The organism is Pseudomonas sp. G2-4, assembly GCF_030064125.1.
GTDB lineage: Bacteria > Pseudomonadota > Gammaproteobacteria > Pseudomonadales > Pseudomonadaceae > Aquipseudomonas.
Genome location: NZ_CP125957.1, coordinates 2,359,465 through 2,372,857, shown reverse-complemented (window position 1 = coordinate 2,372,857; position 13,393 = coordinate 2,359,465). Strand labels below are relative to the sequence as shown.

Below are 13,393 nucleotides of genomic sequence, written 5' to 3'. Positions count from 1 at the left end.
CGACTCCCACGTGTATGTTGTGTCGCTCTTACAAACTAAAGCGGCTCAAGCTGACCTCCAACCCATTGGACATTACCTTAAGCTCCTGAGTCGCTTGCACAATTCCCCCTTGAGCAGCGGAGTTCTGTTCAACGATCTGCGCGACTTGTTCCACGTTATAGGCCACCTGATCACTGGCGGCACGCTGCTCCTGCAACGACAGGGAAATGAAACTGACCGCCTCCATTGATTCATCCAACGCCTTTTTTATAGTGATCATCGAAGCGCCCGCACTTTCCACAAGTTCAAGCCCATTGGTCACTCGCTCGCAGCCGGCGGCCATGCCTGCTTTTGCCTTGAGCATACCGTTTTGTATCGCATCGACCAGGGTAACGATCTCCTTCGTCGACTGGGCCGTGCGACTTGCCAAGTTGCGTACTTCATCGGCTACGACGGCAAAGCCACGACCTTGTTCACCCGCCCGTGCCGCTTCAATGGCGGCGTTGAGCGCTAGCAGGTTGGTCTGCTCGGCGATGCCGCGAATGACGCCGACAATCTGGCTAATGTCGTTGGACTGAATTGCCAACTGATCAATATCGGCCGAACTTTGCGTCACCAGATCGGCAATCTGACTCATTTCATGGATCGATTTGCGCATCACCCCCATGCCTTCATCGGTGATCTGCCCCGCCCTCTGTGCCGTACTTTGGGCCTGACGGGCGTTGTCGGCGATGTGATTGATACTCACCGAAAGCTGCTCGACCGTAGCCGCCATGGACGATGCCGTATCGCTTTGCAGGGCAGCACTGCTCTGCCCTTGTTCGGACGAAAGGGCCAACTGCCGAGTAGCGCTCTCGATTTGCATCGAAGCCTGGCTGATATTGCCGATCATACCCCGCAGGCTCTGGCGCATACCTTGCACCGAATGCAACACACCAGTCGGGTGTTTACCTTGATCGAGCAGAGAGTTGGCCAGATGCCCCTCAGCGATGCTTGAACTCATTGCTGCCAGCTCACCTGGTTCGGCGCCCAACTGGAGGCTCAAGCGCCTTGAGAAAAAGAATGCATAAGTGCAGCCCAGAACCAGGGCTAGCGAGAGGATCAGTAAACCGAGCTTCACGTAGGCTTGGTAGGCATCCTGGCTTTCTTCGAAACGACGCCTGGCTTCGCTCAGTTGCACCTCGATCAATTCGGAAAACTTCTCCGATAACGGATCGATCAGCGGGTATAGCCGCGTGGCCGCGAACTGCGCCAAACCCGCCTCATCACCTTGACCCAGCATGCCTTGAAGCGCCATCAACGGACCTTGAGTAGCGTCCATCAGGGGCGTGATCTGCCCGATCAAGCGAGTTTCTTCAGCGATAAGTTCAGTCGACTTATAGGTCAACCAAGTCTTGGCAATCTCGACTTGAGCTTGCTCGATCTGGGCCAACGCATGAGCCATGGTGTAGTTGCCGTTGTGTGCCTTGTGAGTGGCGTCAACAATGTTCACTGCGTACAGATCGGCGATTTTTTTCAGATCCCTTAGTGGGACCACCCGATCCAGGTAGACGGTTTCCAGATCATGTAACGTGGAACGCATGCCATACAGCCCGAGTCCACCAACACACAGCATTCCCAACATTAAAGATCCGGCAAGCAAAAAAAGATGAGTTCTGACCTTCCAACTTTCCATGGTGCGTATTTCCTTGGGTTGGTGATCCTGCGGGGATGAAGCGGACAGCGGGCAAAACAGCTCAGCCTTCGACAGGGGCCGCATGGTCAAGTATGGCGGGTAGGCGAAGCGCCTTGATTGGCATCACCACGATAGGCTTAAACCGAATGAAATTATTTGACTCATGACAAACAATCCGCTCCTTCAAGTCGACCAGGGGAAATAGTCGACCGAAACGGCCGTTACATCACTTACCCGACAGAGCCTTGGGCATCACATTACGCCAGGACGAAAGTTAGCGAGAACATTGCTCATGCCTAACTTTCCGACCCTCATCTGGTTAAAACCGCCGCTGCCCTTTTTCGACATCAGCTATTTCAATTAGCTGATTACCCCTCTTAACACAGGACACCCAACCTCTATTGCCATTCGACTTTCTCAGCATAGACCAGTACTCGTAATCGCCGATACTTTAACGACATTAACTCCATGCAATTAAGCCATATTAAATCTTAATATCAATATATAAGGCTGCCCTGCCACCTGTGCGCGACCGCGGCCGGCCACCACTCCCGAGCCGGGCTTCAGGACCTCACTGACTCTACCGCACTCAAGTTTTTCCATAGGCCGTCGATACCCTGCTGACTTCAGACGTCCAGGGAATGACAACATGACTGTTTCTTTTAACGCTACGTTTATCCAGCCATCAGCCACTCAGCTAAGCCAAACCAGCCAACCATTGACCCCGAAGACGCTCAGTGAAGACCTGCTGAAAACGTCGGTTAACATCAATCCGGCGGCGATCTACCATCCAGTCAATGAAACCCCAGCGCCGATCCCGACAACGGAATCGATCGAGAGCATGATCGCGCGAACCCAGTCGCCGGATTTCCCGCAAATTGCCGAGCAGCACCGCAACGCCCATCAATCGCTGAAGTTCTTTTTCGAAGAGTTCCAGTCAGCATTGGCCTCCACCCATCCGGATCTGGCCGACAAAAAATTTGGCTTCACCATTGAAGCGGATGGCAATCTCAAGGCCTTCGACAGTTCAGGCCAGCTCAGTGCGTCCGACATGGACCAGCTGAACAAGCTGCTGAACGCTTCCAGTGGGTTGAAATCGGCTGCGAGCAGCTACCGCGACGCCTCCATCGCCTTGGTGGCCGCCGACGCCCCGTGGGGCGGTAACTTCACGGGTGGGTACATCCTGAACAAGGACAACTTCGCCAGCACTATCGACCTGGGTGCCCTGTTCCTCAAAAAAGGGGCGACTCCAAATGCCGATACCCTGAACGGTTTCTTCTCTTCCCAGTTGTGGAGCAAAGGCGAGCGGATGACGCATGAAACAGTCGCGCAAGCGTTGCCCGAGCGCAGCGCCAATAAGGTCGATGTGAGGGTCTGATGCCGTCAGCGGGCGCATTCATGGTTCAACGAATGGCAGCGGTGCATCGGTATCACGGCGAACAGCGAAGACATTCAGGGTCATCGCAACCAGTGCGTAATATCCGAATACCCCGGTCAACTCGACAACAGCGGGCTCTCCAAACGCTTGCACAGCTTGCGCATAGAGACCGTCGTCGATACGGCGAGTCTCGTACAGCGCCTTGCCCATTCGATAAACCAGCCGTTCATCGTCTCGGGTGAATGGCGGCAATACTTGCTGACGCAGCGCCTCGATGACCTGATCGGATACACCCGCCGAGCGTGCGATCGGTTCATGAATCTGCCACTCGGCCTGGGACTGCCACCATGAAGCCGTGAACAGGATTGCCAGTTCGGTCAGCCGCAACTCCAGACGAGTGCCATAACGGCAGAACGCGCCCAGTCGCTGAGCATGATTGGCCAGTTCCGGACTATGAATCCAGGCCAGGAAGGGACCGTCCAGATTACCTCGCGGGCCGCGGAGGATCTCCTTGAGAACGGCGCGCTGGGCCTCATCCATGTGCGCTTCATCGAGGGCGGTCAGACGCGATTGAATAGCCATGGCGATAGTTCCTCAGAGACCTTTAATCGTGCTGTTCACCGCGATCAGGAGTTTGTCGGCGATCTCGTCCAGGTGACGGTCTTCGAGAATGAACGGTGGTGCCAGCAGGATATGATCGCCATATTGCCCGTCGATGGTGCCGCCCATCGGGTAACACATCAGGCCTTCAGCCATGGCGGTTTTCTTGAGTTTGGCGTGCAATTTCAATGCGGGATCGAAGGGTGCCTTGCTATCGCGATCAGCCACCAACTCAATGCCATGGAACAAGCCACGCCCGCGAATATCACCCACATGAGGATGGCTGCCCAACCGCTCGACCAGGCGCGTACGCAGCCCCTCGCCCAACTGATTGACCCGCGCCAGCAAGCCGCGCGACTCGATGGCCTTCTGCACCGCCAGCGCCGCGGCACACGCCGTGGCATGGCCGATATAGGTGTGGCCATGCTGGAAAAATCCCGAGCCATTGGCGATGGCGTCACGGATTGTCTTGCTCACCAGGGTCGCGCCGATAGGCTGATAGCCTGCGCCAAGGCCCTTGGCAATGGTGATCAAGTCGGCGGTAATCCCTTCCTGTTCTGCGGCGAACAATGTCCCGGTCCGGCCCATGCCGCACATGACTTCATCGAGGATCAGGAGAACGCCGTGGCGGTCGCAAACCTCGCGAACGCGCTTGAAATAGCCAGGCACCGCACCAACCGCCCCCAAGGTCGCCCCAACCACGGGCTCGGCAACGAACGCCATGACGTTTTCGGCACCCAGACGCAGAATTTCGGCTTCAAGTTCGGCGGCCAGGCGCACGCCCATGGCCTCAGCGGTTTCCCCACGTTGTTGCTCGCGGTAGGCATAGCAAGGGGTGACATGACTGACACCGATCAGCAGCGGTTCGAACTGCTTGCGTCGCCATTCATTGCCACCGGTGGCCAGTGCTCCGAGCGTGTTGCCGTGGTAACTCTGCCGACGAGCGATCAGGTGCTTGCGCTGTGGTTGGCCAATCTCGATGAAGTATTGGCGGGCCAATTTCAATGCCGCTTCCACGGCTTCGGAACCACCCGAGACGAAGTACACCGAATCAATGCCTTCAGGCGCCCGGGCTACGAGGAAATCCGCCAGCTCCTCCATCACTTGCGTGGTGAAAAACGACGTGTGCGCATAGGCTAACTGGCCGACCTGCCTGCGCACGGCCTCGATCACCTCGGGGTCGCTGTGACCCAGGCATGACACGGCAGCACCGCCACTGGCGTCCAGGTAGCGGCGACCGTTGCTGTCGACCAGATAGGGACCATCGCCTTTTACGGCCATTGGGTAGCTTTGTGTAAGGCTGCGATGAAAAACGTGGCTCATGATCCGCTCCCGATAATTCACGCAAATAATAAGTGCAGAAATGATAATTGCAATATTTTTTTGCGCCTAAAAAACGCTTCACCCTCCGCTTTGGATCCTTTATCCATAGGTATTGCCGACAAACAGGCTGATTAGCCAGGCAAATCATGCGCGCAAAACATACTTGCATTTGCATAAAATGCACGTATATTTTGCACAGAAGCATACGTTTCGTGCGCCTCCTCTTTCAGGTGGCTAGCCGGGCCAACAACAAAAACAGTGGAGTGAACCTTGTGAATCACTCAAAAAATTGACTGCCGCTATCCCAACCGCCCCAGGCTCGCCTTGGGGCTTGTATTCCCCCTGAAGAGTAAACACGCATGAAGAACCTTCTGAAGGCATCACTGGCTGTAATGGCACTGGTCACCGCGTCGGGCTCCTTTGCAGCCAGCAAGGAACTGCTGGTGGCAACGGACACCGCGTTCGTTCCTTTCGAGTTCAAACAGGGCAACGAATACGTCGGTTTCGATATCGATCTGTGGGCAGCGATCGCCAAAGAAATGGGCGTCACCTATAAGCTCAAGCCGATGGATTTCAACGGCATCATTCCTGCCCTGCAGACCCGTAACGTCGACTTGGCGCTGGCCGGGATCACCATCAAGGAAGAGCGCAAACAGGCCATCGACTTCTCCGACGGCTACTACGACAGCGGCTTTCTGCTGATGGTCAAAAGCGACAACGACACGATCAAGGGTGAAGCGGATATCGCCGGCAAGACCCTGGCCGTGAAAAGCGGCACCTCGGCCGCCGACTATGCCAAGGCCAATCTGAAGGCGAGCGACCTGCGCCAATTCCCCAACATCGACAACGCCTATCTGGAACTGCGTACCGGCCGCGTCGATGCCGCCATGCACGATACGCCTAACGTTCTGTACTACATCAAGACCGCCGGAGAAGGCCAGGTCAAAGCCGTCGGCCAACAGATGATGGCCCAGCAATACGGCATCGCGTTCCCCAAGGGCAGCGAGCTACGCGAGCAGGTCAACGTCGCGCTGAAGAAAGTTCGTGACAACGGAACGTATGCGCAGATCTATCGCAAGTGGTTCGGCACCGATCCGCAATAAACCCCTGCCCTTCACTCAATAGAGAATCCAGCATGCATTTCCAATGGAGCGCCATTTGGGATGCGCTACCGGTCCTGCTCGAAGGCGCCAAACTGACCTTGTGGATTTCGATCCTGGGTTTGATCGGTGGCGCCATCATCGGCGTAGTCGCGGGTTTTGCCCGCGCCTACGGCGGTTTTTTCAGCAGCCGTGTTGCGCTTGTTTTCATCGAACTGATTCGTGGCACCCCGATCATGGTGCAGGTCATGTTCATCTACTTTGCACTGCCCATGATGGTGCCGGTGCGCATCGATCCGTTCAGCGCGGCGGTCGTGACCATCATGCTCAACTCCGGCGCCTACATCGCCGAAATCACCCGCGGTGCGGTGCTGTCGATCCATCGAGGGTTTCGCGAGGCCGGGCTGGCATTGGGCCTGTCGAAAAGAGACACGCTGCGCTACGTCATCGCCCCGCTGGCCTTTCGGCGAATGATCCCGGCGCTGGGCAACCAATGGATCGTCAGCATCAAGGACACCTCGCTGTTCATTGTCATTGGTGTTGCCGAGCTGACCCGCCAGGGTCAGGAAGTCATTGCCGGTAATTTCCGTGCGATGGAAATCTGGTCGGCGGTGGCCATCATCTACCTGATCATTACGCTGGTACTGAGTCACATACTGCGGCGCATGGAATCGAGGCTGAAAATCCTATGATCGACTTCAAAGGTGTCTCCAAGCACTTCGGCAGCACTCAGGTGCTGCATGACATCAACCTCAAGATTGCCAGCGGCGAAGTGGTGGTCATTATCGGCCCTTCCGGATCAGGGAAATCGACGCTGCTGCGCTGCATCAACAAGCTCGAGGAAATCACCGAAGGCCAGTTGATGGTCGATGGCCTGGAGGTCAACAACCCCAAGGTCGACGAGCGACTGATTCGTCAGGAAGCCGGCATGGTCTTCCAGCAGTTCCACCTGTTTCCACAGATGACTGCGCTGCAGAACGTCGCCTTCGGCCCAGTGCGGGTGCGGGGTGCCAGCCGTAAAGAGGCCGAGCAGCTCGCCGCCGAACTGCTGGCGAAAGTCGGCCTGGCTGACCGCGCCAATCACTACCCCTCCGAGCTTTCCGGCGGCCAGCAACAGCGAGTAGCGATTGCCCGGGCGCTGGCGGTCAAACCCAAGCTCATGCTGTTCGACGAACCGACGTCGGCACTGGACCCGGAATTGCGGCATGAAGTGCTCACCGTCATGAAAGCGCTGGCAGAAGAAGGCATGACGATGGTGATCGTCACCCACGAAGTGGACTTTGCCCGCAAGGTCGCCACTCGCCTGATTTTTATCGACAAGGGCCGCATCGCCGAGGATGGCCCGCCCGCCGAGTTGATCGCCAACCCGCCCAGCCCGCGCCTGCGGGAATTTCTACAGCACGTGTCCTGAGGAGATGTCATGACGTTGCCCCCTATTCACCTGGCTGGAAACGCGCACGCCATCGGTCACGGCCTGGGTGTCTTCGGTCGCGATGCGGTGCTCCGGCACTTGCGCCCCCTACCCCTCTGGCAATATCTCACTTCGCTGGCGCAAACACCGAAAGCCGTGCAGATGCGCCAGGCGGTGCAAACCGAGTTCCCTCGTTACTGGCAGGAAATAGAAGGCTTGGCGGCCGGGTTGCAATTACCGCTTGATGAAGTGTTTATGTGGAATTGCCGTGGCGACTACGTTCATCAGCAGAGCGTCGATGGCTGCACGACGCTGTTCGGTCCTGCCAGCGACGGCGTGCTGATCGCTCACAATGAAGATGGTTTTCCTCAACTCAGGGGCCAATGCGCGCTCTTGCATGCCCAACCTGAGTCGGGCCTGGCCTTCAGCAGCTTTGTCTATCCGGGCTCCCTCCCCGGGCACACCCTGGCCGTCAATGAGTGTGGCCTGGTGGCGACCGTCAACAACATCCGCCCAACCCGCATTCCTGCCGGTATCCCTCGACAGATTCTGGGGCGCGCGACCCTTGACGCCCGCACCCTCGATGAGGCGATTGCCGTGGTGACTCGTACCGACCGCGCCGGCGCTTTTCACCACACCTTTGGCCAGGCCGGAAGCCGCCGAGTGGTCAGTGTCGAAGCCAGCGCCGAAGGCAGCAACGTCAGCGAGGTCCAGCGGCCAGGCGGGCATTCGAATCACCTGATCGCGCCGTCGCTGAGTCGGCTCCAACAACGCATTACCGCCAGCTCCGGCGCCCGACAACAATGTATCGACCAGTCTCTGAAGCAGCTGCCAGGAGATCTGGATGATGGGGTATCACTGAGTATCTTGCGCGATACCTCGGGTGGTCACCTGCCCGTTTACCGCGCCGCCGCAGATGATCCGGACGATGAAAACACCCTGGCCACGGGGGTCTTTCTGATCAGCGCCAACACTGTAGAGTGGCGGATTTATACGCAGCCGAACACCGACCAGCCAGACATTGAAGGCGTCGTGCTTCTCTCGCGGTAGAATGGCCAATTTTCACGCGTCGCAACACCGATCACCCCACCACTCAAGATGGCGTGGCGACCGTTCAATAGCCAATGGATGCCCCTGATGACTAAAGCTCCAGCAGACGTACCCGACACCCTGGATGGCCTCAAGCAATTGCTCGAGGCCATCGAGCGGCGCGAGGTGGACATCGCCTTGGGCAGCAGCTCCAGACGCGTGCTAATGGCGCTGATCGAGTCTCCACAACGCACCGCTGTTTCCTCGATCAGTGAGCTGGCGGAGCAGCTGGACGTCAATGCCTCGACCCTGTCCCGGTTGGCACAACGTCTGGGCTATGGCGGCTTCAGCAAGTTGCAGGACGTGTTTCGCCGGGAGATTACCGAGGGCAAGCATTTCTACAGTGATCAGGCCTCGCGACTGGTGATTAATGCTGACGATAAGGACATCCTCAATCAGTTGACGCGTCTGGGTCGCCAGGAAAGCGCCAACCTCGCCAGCATGATTGAGCAGGTCGACCCGGACGTGTTTGTCCAGACGGTGGAACTGCTGGCCAGCGCCCGCCGGGTACGGGTCCACGGCATGCGCCAGTTCAATTCTCTGGCGCTGTTCATGTCCTATGGGCTGGGCATGTTGCGCCCGGATGTGGCTGCCCTCGACTCCAGTCGCCAAGGGGTGGCGGATGCTCTCGCGCAATTGGATGAGGGCGATGTACTGGTTGTTTCCAGCTGCTTTCCCTACACCCCCAGCGTTCTGGCCACTGCCGAGGTGGCAGCCCGGCACGGGATAAAAGTCATTGCACTGACCGACTCGTCCAGTTCGCCGCTGGCGAAGGTAGCCTTGCACAGCTTCTACGTTCCCAATCACAGCCTGTTTTTCAGCAACAGCATGTGTGCCTTCATGCTTCTGGCTCAAGGTTTGTTGAGTGCCGTCGCCAGCAAGCTCGGCGAGGTGTCGGTATCGGCATTGAAGTATCGGGAAACCTTGATCGACGAACTCAATGCTTCACTGTGAGGCTCGACCCCAGGAATCTTCGAGTGCTGTTCATCCTGGCGGCCGCGTTGATCATTGCACCGTGGTCAACGGATTTTTGCGTAGCGCAAACGCCTCGATAGATCATCGTGAAACAGGCGTGGTTGTCCGCGATACGAGCAACGCCAGGGCAGCAGCCACCAAAAGAAATACCCCACTCGCGATGACCGTGGCCTGGTAGCCCATTCCGTCATACAGTAACCCGCCCACCGTCGCGCCGAGCGTAATCGCCAACTGAATCACCGCCACCATCAGGCCGCCGCCGGTCTCGGCATCCTGTGGAAGCGTGCGTGACAGCCAGGTGAACCAGCCTACTGGTGCGCATGTCGCAACCAGGCCCCATGCCCCCAGCAAGACGGCTGTAGTCCACATCGAGCTGCCATAGGCCAGTAAAGCCAGGGCAATCCCCGACATCAGCAACGGGATGATCATGAGTACCCGATAAAGGCCTTTGTTCAACACCGAACCGATCACCATCGTCCCCGCCAAACCCGCCATCCCAATGATCAGCAGTAACAGGGACAACTCAGACACATTGACGTGGGTCACCGACTCGAGAAATGGGCGCAGATAGGTAAACAACGCAAACTGCCCCATGAACAGAAAGCCTACCGCCGCCATCCCTGACGCGACCTTGGCACTGCCTAGCAGCCGAAACACATCAATTGCAGATCCAGACGCGTTATCGCCAGGCATTTTCGGCAAGGTGAACGCCTGCCAACAGAGCGCCACAACCGCAAGCGGCACCACACAAAAAAACGCGCCCCGCCAGCCGATCAATCCGCCCATGAAGCTACCAAGGGGGGCGGCTACCGCTGTAGCCAAGGCGGTGCCCCCCTGAATCAAAGCAATGGCTTTGGGCACAACGCCTTCTGGAGCGATCCGCATGACGACGGCGGTTGACATTGCCCAACTGCCTCCAATCGCGATGCCCAGAACCGCTCGCCCCAGCATCAGCATTGAATAGTTGGGGGCCAACGCGACGAGCGTACCGGACGCAACCATCAAGGCTGTCAGGAACAGCAGAACGGGCCTGCGGTCGAGTCGGCGAATCACTGAGGAGATGAAAAGACTGGTGATGACCGCGAAGAGGCCGGAAATTGAAATCGCCTGTCCGGCCTGCCCCTCTGTCAACGCGAGGTCGGTCGCAATCGGTGTGAGCAAGCTTACCGGCAGGAACTCGGAAGTGACCAGGGCGAAGGCGCACAGCGACATCGCCAGGACAGCTCCCCATACCTGTCGACGCGCTGCCTGAATGGGTAAGGTGGTGCTACTCATCTGACGCTCTCCAAACCGACGATAAAGGTTACTTAAGATGGGTTTGGAAGAACGAGGTCAGCTTGGCGAACGGAATAAGATTGACCCGATCATAGAGATCCACGTGGCCCGCACCTGGAATGATGACCAGCTCCTTGGGTTGCCCCGCCAGTCGATAGGCCTCTTCACTGAACTCACGCGAGTGAGCATTTTCGCCGGCGACGAACAGCATTGGCCGTGGCGAGATCGTCTCGATATCGTTGAACGGATAGAAGTTCATGAACTTGGCGTTGCTGGTCAGCGTCGGGTGAGTGGTCAGCAACGGTGACTGGCCTTTGGGGGTGAACTCACCACGGGGCGTGCGGTAGAAATCGTAGAACTCGCGCTCGATGGGGTTGGATTTGTCCGTGAGCGCATGGACAGTTCCGCTGGTGTACTGGGTTTCGCCACCGGTGAACTCGACATAACGCTGCTCGGCAGCAGCGGCTATCGCTTGCTTCCTCTGCTCGACGGTGACGGAATGCTTCAGGCCATTTCGGTTGGCCGCGCCCATGTCATACATGCTGACCGTGGCAATGGCCTTCATCCGAGGGTCGATCTTGGCAGCGCTGATGACGAAGCTTCCACTCCCGCAAATGCCCAGGACACCTATCCGGTAGCGATCCACGAAGGTCTGTGTGCCTAGGTAATCCACCGCTGCACTGAAGTCTTCAGCATAGATTTCCGGCGAGACCGCGTTGCGCGGTTGCCCTTCGCTTTCGCCCCAGAACGACAGATCGATGGCAAGGGTCACGAAACCTTGCTCCGCCAGTTTCTGGGCATACAGGTTCGAGCTTTGCTCTTTGACCGCGCCCATGGGATGGCCAACGATGATCGCTGCGTTTTTGCTACCTGGCTTCAGATTTTTGGGGACGAACAGATTCCCTGCAGTTTTCATCTGGTACTGATTTTTGAAGATCACCTTCTGCATCGTGACCTGTTCACTTTTGTAGAAATTATCGGCTCCGTTAGACATGTCTGCTCCCAGTGCGGAGAGCGACGCCATCAGGAGGACGGCGAACATAACGAGTTTTCTCATGAGGTGCTCCCATCAATGAATAGGTGCTGATCGCGTGGTTGCGGGGTCTGGATCAGCGACTGGTACGCGCCCTGCCTGGGACTACAGGTAGGCTTGCCCTATTCTCTGGGAATACGTGATGCTTGATAATCTAATGAAACCTTGTAGAAGCTATTAGCACAGCTAATCAATACCGATAGGCGGATTTCGATGCCACGACATAACCTTAACGATCTCCTGGCTTTTGTGACGGTCGCAAGGGAAGGCAGCTTTACACGAGCGGCCGCCCACCTGGGCGTCACGCAGTCCGCCCTGAGTCAGACGGTTTCCGGGCTTGAAAAACGACTGGAGATTCGCTTGCTGACGCGCACCACGCGTAGCGTTTCGCCAACCAGCGCGGGTGAACGCCTCATGCAAGCCATCGGTCATCGCTTCGACGAGATCGAATCCGAGCTGGACGCTTTGACTGAGCTTCGTGACAAGCCTGCAGGTACGGTTCGCATTACCTGCGGTGATTTTGTTCTCAAAACCATCCTGCTTCCGCGCCTCACGCCCCTGCTCCTCGAATACCCTGACATCAAGGTTGAGTTTGATATCAACTATGGCTTCCGAGACATTGTTGCCGACCGCTTCGATGCGGGCATACGATTTGGCGACACCGTCGATAAAGATATGATCGCCGTTCCAATCGGACCTGAGGTCCGAATGGCCGCCGTGGCATCACCTGCCTATTTCGCACTCAACGGTATGCCCAGGAAACCGCAGGACCTGGTGAATCACAGCTGCATCGACATACGCTATCCAACCCTTGGCGGCGTTGACGCTTGGGAATTCGAAAAGCGTGGGAAGAAGATCAATGTGCGCGTTGTTGGCCAGGTTATCGTGAACTCCAGCGCCCATGTCCCGGCGGCGGCGGTCAACGGCTTGGGTATCGCCTATTTACCGGAGGAAGAGTTTGCCCCCCACCTTGAGGAAGGCCGCCTGGTACGGGTACTGGAAGACTGGTGCCCGCTGTTCTCGGGGTATCACATGTACTATCCGAGCCGTCGGTTACCCACTCCGGCCTTTTCGCTGGTTCTGAACGCTCTGCGAGGTGAGGCGCTCCTTTAATGCAGGTGCACCGCAGCGCCCTCAGTGCCCCTGAAAAGTCGGCCGCAGTCCCCGGCCGACTCATAGGGCACCGCTGGCGATCAGCCTGCGGCGATGACGGTGATTTCCACCAACAGGTCTGGGGCCGCGAGACGCGATTCAACGGTGGCGCGCGCCGGTGCATGGCCTTCCGGGGCCCAAGCGTCCCACACCTCGTTCATACCGGCGAAATGAGCCTGGATATCCGACAGCCACACCTGAGCACTGAGAATGCGAGTCTTGTCCAGGCCGGCCTGGGCCAGGTAGTTGTCGATTTTTGCCAGCACCTGGGCGGTCTGGCCCTTGATGTCCTGGGTCCGGTCAGTGGCCGTCTGGCCGCCGAGAAAGGTGAAGCCATTGCATTGAACGACGCGGCTCATGCGTTGATTGGTTTCGATCCGGGTGATCTCCAGCATGTGAACTC

At 57.5% G+C, this 13,393-nt stretch carries 13 protein-coding genes; 7 read left to right on the top strand and 6 right to left on the bottom strand.

The annotated features are described in order from the left end of the window. Positions 1 to 28: 28 nt before the first annotated feature. Entirely contained in the window at positions 29 to 1,654 is a 1,626-nt protein-coding gene (locus tag QNH97_RS10765) for a methyl-accepting chemotaxis protein (protein ID WP_283556783.1), read from the bottom strand. Between the two features lie 649 nt (positions 1,655 to 2,303). Here QNH97_RS10765 and QNH97_RS10760 point away from each other — a divergent pair. Then, a complete protein-coding gene (locus tag QNH97_RS10760; RefSeq protein ID WP_283556782.1) occupies positions 2,304 to 3,032 on the top strand; it encodes a hypothetical protein in 729 nt (242 codons plus the stop codon). An 18-nt stretch (positions 3,033 to 3,050) separates the two neighbouring features. Here QNH97_RS10760 and QNH97_RS10755 read toward each other — a convergent pair whose 3' ends face one another. Further along, entirely contained in the window at positions 3,051 to 3,614 is a 564-nt protein-coding gene (locus tag QNH97_RS10755; RefSeq protein ID WP_283556781.1) for a carboxymuconolactone decarboxylase family protein, read from the bottom strand. Positions 3,615 to 3,626: 12 nt separating this feature from the next. After that, positions 3,627 to 4,955 carry an aspartate aminotransferase family protein gene (locus QNH97_RS10750; protein ID WP_283556780.1) on the bottom strand — a complete coding sequence of 443 codons (1,329 nt, stop codon included), beginning with the start codon at positions 4,953 to 4,955 and terminating at the stop codon, positions 3,627 to 3,629. Positions 4,956 to 5,314: 359 nt separating this feature from the next. Between QNH97_RS10750 and glnH the strand changes: the two genes are divergently transcribed. The 5 genes from glnH (at position 5,315) to QNH97_RS10725 (ending at position 9,509) form a co-directional block, all read left to right on the top strand. Continuing rightward, positions 5,315 to 6,058 carry a glutamine ABC transporter substrate-binding protein GlnH gene (gene glnH, locus QNH97_RS10745; protein WP_283556779.1) on the top strand — a complete coding sequence of 248 codons (744 nt, stop codon included), beginning with the start codon at positions 5,315 to 5,317 and terminating at the stop codon, positions 6,056 to 6,058. Positions 6,059 to 6,090: 32 nt separating this feature from the next. Further along, a complete protein-coding gene (gene glnP, locus QNH97_RS10740; RefSeq protein WP_283556778.1) occupies positions 6,091 to 6,747 on the top strand; it encodes a glutamine ABC transporter permease GlnP in 657 nt (218 codons plus the stop codon). Next, complete coding sequence (glnQ, locus tag QNH97_RS10735; protein ID WP_283556777.1) at positions 6,744 to 7,466, top strand: glutamine ABC transporter ATP-binding protein GlnQ; 723 nt, start codon at positions 6,744 to 6,746, stop codon at positions 7,464 to 7,466. Before glnP ends, glnQ begins: the two co-directional genes overlap by 4 nt. 9 nt (positions 7,467 to 7,475) lie before the next feature. Continuing rightward, complete coding sequence (locus tag QNH97_RS10730) at positions 7,476 to 8,516, top strand: C45 family autoproteolytic acyltransferase/hydrolase (RefSeq protein WP_283556776.1); 1,041 nt, start codon at positions 7,476 to 7,478, stop codon at positions 8,514 to 8,516. An 87-nt stretch (positions 8,517 to 8,603) separates the two neighbouring features. Beyond that, positions 8,604 to 9,509, top strand: coding sequence for a MurR/RpiR family transcriptional regulator (locus tag QNH97_RS10725; RefSeq protein WP_283556775.1), 906 nt, complete (start codon positions 8,604 to 8,606; stop codon positions 9,507 to 9,509). A gap of 102 nt (positions 9,510 to 9,611) precedes the next feature. Here QNH97_RS10725 and QNH97_RS10720 read toward each other — a convergent pair whose 3' ends face one another. Both QNH97_RS10720 and QNH97_RS10715 read right to left on the bottom strand, forming a co-directional pair. Continuing rightward, on the bottom strand, positions 9,612 to 10,805 hold the full coding sequence (locus QNH97_RS10720; protein ID WP_283556774.1) for an MFS transporter: 1,194 nt from the start codon (positions 10,803 to 10,805) through the stop codon (positions 9,612 to 9,614). A gap of 28 nt (positions 10,806 to 10,833) precedes the next feature. Beyond that, a complete protein-coding gene (locus QNH97_RS10715) occupies positions 10,834 to 11,862 on the bottom strand; it encodes an alpha/beta hydrolase (protein WP_283556773.1) in 1,029 nt (342 codons plus the stop codon). A gap of 189 nt (positions 11,863 to 12,051) precedes the next feature. Between QNH97_RS10715 and QNH97_RS10710 the strand changes: the two genes are divergently transcribed. Further along, positions 12,052 to 12,951, top strand: coding sequence for a LysR family transcriptional regulator (locus QNH97_RS10710; RefSeq protein WP_283556772.1), 900 nt, complete (start codon positions 12,052 to 12,054; stop codon positions 12,949 to 12,951). 80 nt (positions 12,952 to 13,031) lie between these two features. Here QNH97_RS10710 and QNH97_RS10705 read toward each other — a convergent pair whose 3' ends face one another. Further along, positions 13,032 to 13,382, bottom strand: a complete 351-nt coding sequence (locus QNH97_RS10705) for a RidA family protein (RefSeq protein WP_502944535.1) — start codon at positions 13,380 to 13,382, stop codon at positions 13,032 to 13,034. Positions 13,383 to 13,393: the final 11 nt, after the last annotated feature.

What these genes read in the sequence shown, in the direction of transcription:
- QNH97_RS10765 (WP_283556783.1), bottom strand. Translation starts at nt 1,654, where the DNA reads ATGGAAAGTTGGAAGGTCAGAACTCATCTTTTTTTGCTTGCCGGATCT.
- QNH97_RS10760 (WP_283556782.1), top strand. Translation starts at nt 2,304, where the DNA reads ATGACTGTTTCTTTTAACGCTACGTTTATCCAGCCATCAGCCACTCAG.
- QNH97_RS10755 (WP_283556781.1), bottom strand. Translation starts at nt 3,614, where the DNA reads ATGGCTATTCAATCGCGTCTGACCGCCCTCGATGAAGCGCACATGGAT.
- QNH97_RS10750 (WP_283556780.1), bottom strand. Translation starts at nt 4,955, where the DNA reads ATGAGCCACGTTTTTCATCGCAGCCTTACACAAAGCTACCCAATGGCC.
- glnH (WP_283556779.1), top strand. Translation starts at nt 5,315, where the DNA reads ATGAAGAACCTTCTGAAGGCATCACTGGCTGTAATGGCACTGGTCACC.
- glnP (WP_283556778.1), top strand. Translation starts at nt 6,091, where the DNA reads ATGCATTTCCAATGGAGCGCCATTTGGGATGCGCTACCGGTCCTGCTC.
- glnQ (WP_283556777.1), top strand. Translation starts at nt 6,744, where the DNA reads ATGATCGACTTCAAAGGTGTCTCCAAGCACTTCGGCAGCACTCAGGTG.
- QNH97_RS10730 (WP_283556776.1), top strand. Translation starts at nt 7,476, where the DNA reads ATGACGTTGCCCCCTATTCACCTGGCTGGAAACGCGCACGCCATCGGT.
- QNH97_RS10725 (WP_283556775.1), top strand. Translation starts at nt 8,604, where the DNA reads ATGACTAAAGCTCCAGCAGACGTACCCGACACCCTGGATGGCCTCAAG.
- QNH97_RS10720 (WP_283556774.1), bottom strand. Translation starts at nt 10,805, where the DNA reads ATGAGTAGCACCACCTTACCCATTCAGGCAGCGCGTCGACAGGTATGG.
- QNH97_RS10715 (WP_283556773.1), bottom strand. Translation starts at nt 11,862, where the DNA reads ATGAGAAAACTCGTTATGTTCGCCGTCCTCCTGATGGCGTCGCTCTCC.
- QNH97_RS10710 (WP_283556772.1), top strand. Translation starts at nt 12,052, where the DNA reads ATGCCACGACATAACCTTAACGATCTCCTGGCTTTTGTGACGGTCGCA.